Here is a 4,027-nt window from a genome sequence, read left to right on the forward strand (position 1 = left end):
TATCAATTTACATCGTTACTGACTCAGACAGCACCACATCACCTGCTCCAGGGCTTCCCTAACTACATAAAACACTACCATCAGCCATTATGGCTTAAAAACTAGATCTTAATTGATAGAATAGCCTGCAACCACTTCTGGTCATTTACTGGTCATTGGTCAATTACTAAGGATATAAGGATTATGGACTATTGACTAATGACTGATTCAAGGTGCTATCCGTGAAAATACTATTAGATAATATCCATAAGTCCTATGGCAGGCGCAGTGTTGTCAGTCGCGTTAATCTTTCCGTTGCCCAAGGGGAAGTTGTAGGGTTGCTTGGTCCTAATGGTGCTGGTAAAACTACAACCTTTTACATTGCCACTGGTCTAGAAAAACCCAATCTGGGTACAGTTTGGCTAGATGATCAAGATATCACTGGCATGCCGATCAATCGGCGAGCGCAGCTAGGTATTGGTTATCTGGCTCAGGAAGCGAGTATCTTCCGCCACCTTAGTGTTCGGGACAATATTCAATTAGTCTTAGAACAAACTGGTGTGCCTCGTGGTGAGTGGGGATTAAGAATGCATTACTTACTCCAAGAGTTTCGTTTGGAAAAAGTCGCCAATACCTTGGGTAATCAAGTGTCTGGAGGAGAGAGACGTCGAACAGAACTGGCAAGAGCCTTAGCTGTTGGTTCACTTGGACCGAAGTTCTTATTCTTGGATGAGCCATTTGCTGGTGTCGATCCCATTGCTGTGTCAGAGATTCAAAAAATTATGGCTCGATTACGCGATCGCCAAATGGGAATTCTGGTGACTGACCACAATGTAAGAGAAACCCTAGCGATTACTGACCGCGCCTACATTATGCGAGAAGGACAAATCCTGGCTGCCGGGAGTGCTGAAGAACTTTATGATAATCCTTTAGTACGTAAGTATTACTTAGGGACAGGGTTTCAACGATAAAAGAAGCTATTAAAAATTAATTTAGTGATTAGCACATCATGAAATTTGGTAAATCCAAGTCCATCATTGCACTAATGCCTGGCTTATCAGTGATGGATCGGTACATCGTATTTGAGCTAATCCCACCACTGCTGTTTGGTATAGGTGCTTTTTCATCACTTGGTGTAGCTATTGGAACCCTATTTGAGTTGGTTCGCAAAGTTACTGAAGCAGGATTACCACTGGGAATTGCACTTCAAGTGCTACTGTTGCAGATACCCCAGTTTATTTCCTATGCTTTACCAATGTCGATGCTCCTAGCTGCTCTGATGGCATACTCTCGCCTCAGTAGCGATAGTGAGTTGATTGCCATGCGTAGCTTTGGGGTAAGCATCTACCGACTCGTAATACCTGCTGTAGTGGTGAGTTTGCTCGTTACAAGTCTGACATTTGTATTTAATGAATTAGTGGTTCCTGCGGCTAACTACCAGTCCAAAATCACCTTAGATAAAGCGCTCAAAAAAGAAAGACCATCTTTTCAGGAAAGGAACATATTTTATCCCGAATATCAAAAAGTAAAGCTACCCAATGGCAAAAAAGTAAACAAAATTAAGCGTTGGTTCTACGCCGAGCAATTTGATGGTAAGCAGATGAGAGGCTTGACAATTTTAGACTTTTCTCAGACCGGTCTAGAACAAATTGTTACCTCTGAGTCTGCCGTTTGGAACCCCACTGAAAATTTATGGGATTTTTTAGATGGAACCATCTATATTATATCTCCCGATGCTTCTTACCGCAATATCCTCAGATTTCAAAAACAAAAGCTACAACTTCCTAGAACACCTTTGGATTTGGCAAAAAAAAATCGTGACTATGGTGAAATGAACATTGCTCAGTCTCTAGAGCGTTTGGAGGTATTACGCCATAGTGGTAATGCTAAAAAAATCCGTAAACTTAGGATCAGAATTCAACAAAAAATATCTTTTCCCTTTGTTTGTCTAGTTTTTGGTTTAGTGGGAGCCTCCTTGGGAACTCGTCCTCAACGTACAGGTAAAGCAACCAGTTTCGGCATTAGTGTTTTAGTGATTTTTTCTTACTACTTATTAGGATTTATAACGAATGCCCTAGGTCTAGTTAACATTTTCTCTCCTTTGATGGCAGCCTGGTTGCCTAATTTATTTGGACTAGGTGCGGGAGGATTGTTGTTATATAGGGCTGCCCGATAGGTAGGCTCGATAGCTAGGTAGTTATTGTTGCTAATTGTAAATTGCTAATTGTAAACCTGAATCCGTTGATTAGAGGCTAGCATCAAGTTACAGCGAAGCTGAAATATTTAACATCGTTGAAACCTGCCATGTCTTATCGTCATCAACCTCCTGCCTACCTCCGCTATTGGAAAGCTCAACTACAACCTTTGGGACGACCAGCATTTTGGGGAGCAGCTGTCTTGTTATCCCTAATGTTGTGGTTTGTCCGGGAATACTGGAACCGTCCAGAATTGTTAAGGGCAATTGGGATCAATCAAGTGGCTGACACTGATACTCCCACCGTTGAACCAACCCTGTCTTCTGAAGATGATGAACTAGCAGCAACGTTGGCTGATATTGATAATTCTGCCGTGCTATTAGCAGAGCTCGAAGCGCTAAGTGCTATATCAGTACCACCACAGCAAACCAATAAAGCCAGAAAGTCTAAAACCAAAAATTCGGAAGGGTTATTTACTCAAGTTATTCAGCAGACAAAAGCTAACTCCCAAGCAACATCACCTTTACTAACGCCAAACGTCCAACCTCAGCAGTCCTCAAAAGCCAGAAATCCGTTTGTTACATCTACAAACGATTTGTTTAATATCCCTCCTGTTCCTGGGACTGGCTTACTGACCAATCCTAACTCTGTTAATCAGAGATCTTTATCCTCAAGCACACTGAACCAGACTAATTCTGTATTGGGGTTGGGTTCCTTCAATTCCCCCTACACTAATCCAGCCGAGTTACCAGTCAGCCCTTTACAGGAAGCCTTGAATAGGCTTAATGCTGCTAAGTCTAATACCGGTAATAGCAAAGCTCAACTACCCGCTAACATATTGCCTTCAAACATCTCCTATGGAAACAGGGGAGTTCTCGAACAACGGAACTCAGGAACTCAGGAAATTAAAGCTAGGGGGGGAATACCGTTGAGTGCAACTGGCAATCAAGCATTACCGACTCCCTCCTATCCAGGACAAATTACCTATCCTGGGGTAACAACACCAGGTTTAACCGGCAACAGGAATTTCTCGACCACACCCACAACAGCTCCTTATCCAGGACAAATTAATTATCCTGGAGTCAATCTACCTCGAACAAGGAACGATAGAACTTTTCCGACAACACCTACAGTACCTACAGTTCCTCTCAATTCCAACACCTACTCTAGTCCATTCCGGCAAGCTACCGGTGTACCAACGGCAGCACCGCTTACACCAGTAGCACCGCAAGGAACTAGTAAATTGGGGCAATTTTCTACCCAGTCTACTAGTCAAAATCAGTTTTTCAATCAGCCTCAGTTAAAGTCTAAGCTTGAACCAAGTCAGCTGAGGCGACCTAAAATTATCATTTCCAATCCTTGACATTCCCCGGTATCCCATACGCGGAGATTCTCCCTTAATAAATTTTGGTTAATCGACTCGCCCTAACCTGACAGCTTGACAGCAACCAAGGGCTTAGGGCAAATCTTCCCAAGGATTGCCCTTAAATGTAGACTTGCACGTTCGGTTCATCGACCCAGTTTCTGGCATGGCCTGTCGTAAAAAGTTTGCTCAAAACCTCTGTTGATCGGGTTACCAACTTAAAAGACTCAAGTGTCAACTAAAATATTTAATGATTGCCTCAGCAAACTCAGAACACTTCAGGGGAGGTTCTACGGGTGGAGTCATCATCCGGGCTAGGTCATAAGTAACTTCCCGGTTAGCGATCGCATCTGATATCCCCTTCTTAATCAAATCAGCAGCTTCTTGCCAACCCATATACTCTAGCATCATCACTCCTGATAAAATCACAGAGCCTGGATTGACCCGGTCTAGACCCGCATGTTTGGGAGCTGTGCCATGGGTGGCTTCA

Annotated in this window: 4 protein-coding genes; 3 read left to right on the top strand and 1 reads right to left on the bottom strand. The window is 43.2% G+C overall.

The genetic code is table 11. The features are described from left to right. Nucleotides 1-221: 221 nt before the first annotated feature. The 3 genes from lptB to F6K20_RS27510 all read left to right on the top strand — a co-directional run bounded on the left by lptB (nucleotide 222) and on the right by F6K20_RS27510 (nucleotide 3,537). Nucleotides 222-950, top strand: a complete 729-nt coding sequence (gene lptB, locus F6K20_RS27500) for an LPS export ABC transporter ATP-binding protein (protein WP_008182487.1) — start codon at nucleotides 222-224, stop codon at nucleotides 948-950. A 38-nt stretch (nucleotides 951-988) separates the two neighbouring features. Continuing rightward, on the top strand, nucleotides 989-2,155 hold the full coding sequence (locus tag F6K20_RS27505) for an LptF/LptG family permease (protein WP_008182489.1): 1,167 nt from the start codon (nucleotides 989-991) through the stop codon (nucleotides 2,153-2,155). A gap of 128 nt (nucleotides 2,156-2,283) precedes the next feature. Then, nucleotides 2,284-3,537, top strand: coding sequence for a hypothetical protein (locus tag F6K20_RS27510; protein ID WP_044492666.1), 1,254 nt, complete (start codon nucleotides 2,284-2,286; stop codon nucleotides 3,535-3,537). Nucleotides 3,538-3,771: 234 nt separating this feature from the next. Here F6K20_RS27510 and F6K20_RS27515 read toward each other — a convergent pair. After that, nucleotides 3,772-4,027: isocitrate/isopropylmalate family dehydrogenase (locus F6K20_RS27515; protein WP_287296790.1), on the bottom strand; the 256-nt coding region annotated here is incomplete at its 5' end.

The organism is Moorena sp. SIO2C4, from assembly GCF_010672485.1.
GTDB classification, from domain to species: domain Bacteria; phylum Cyanobacteriota; class Cyanobacteriia; order Cyanobacteriales; family Coleofasciculaceae; genus Moorena; species Moorena producens.